This window comes from Pseudoalteromonas sp. NZS100 (assembly GCF_015864815.1).
GTDB classification, from domain to species: domain Bacteria; phylum Pseudomonadota; class Gammaproteobacteria; order Enterobacterales; family Alteromonadaceae; genus Pseudoalteromonas; species Pseudoalteromonas distincta.
In genome coordinates, this window is sequence record NZ_JADYWM010000077.1 from 1 (window position 1) to 502 (window position 502).

Sequence of the window (502 nt, forward strand, 5' to 3'; positions counted from 1 at the left end):
AAGGGCAGGTTACTCACGTGTTACTCACCCGTTCGCCACTAATCCACCAGAGCAAGCTCCGGCTTCATCGTTCGACTTGCATGTGTTAAGCACGCCGCCAGCGTTCATCCTGAGCCAGGATCAAACTCTCCATAAATGTTTGATTGCACCAACAAGCCGAAGCCCATCAATGCACATCTTGCGTCACCCGCACCCGGAATAGGGTGTCGAGGCAACAAGTTTGAAACTGACAGAACAAATCAATACTGACTTGCTTTGTTGTTTATATCTTTTTCCAAAGGAATCCGCTGCATAAACGAAACCGTTCTGATTAGAACAATTCCAATAAACACAGTCGGGTTTTTGGCATTTGACATTGTGCACGCTGTTGAGTTCTCAAGGATCGGACGCTCCTGACCTCCACCGCAAAACGGCTTCACCCCAGGGCTTTCAAAACCTGTGTTGGCAACCTCCGCTGAAAGCGAAAGGCAACCTGTCTAACTTACCAGCTTCAGCGTTGCTG

1 rRNA gene is annotated in these 502 nt (G+C 48.8%); it reads right to left on the minus strand.

Annotation, left to right across the window (positions count from 1 at the left end):
• A 16S ribosomal RNA gene (locus I6E69_RS20545) occupies positions 1 to 136 on the minus strand; the annotation flags it as partial.
• Positions 137 to 502 lie beyond the last annotated feature (366 nt).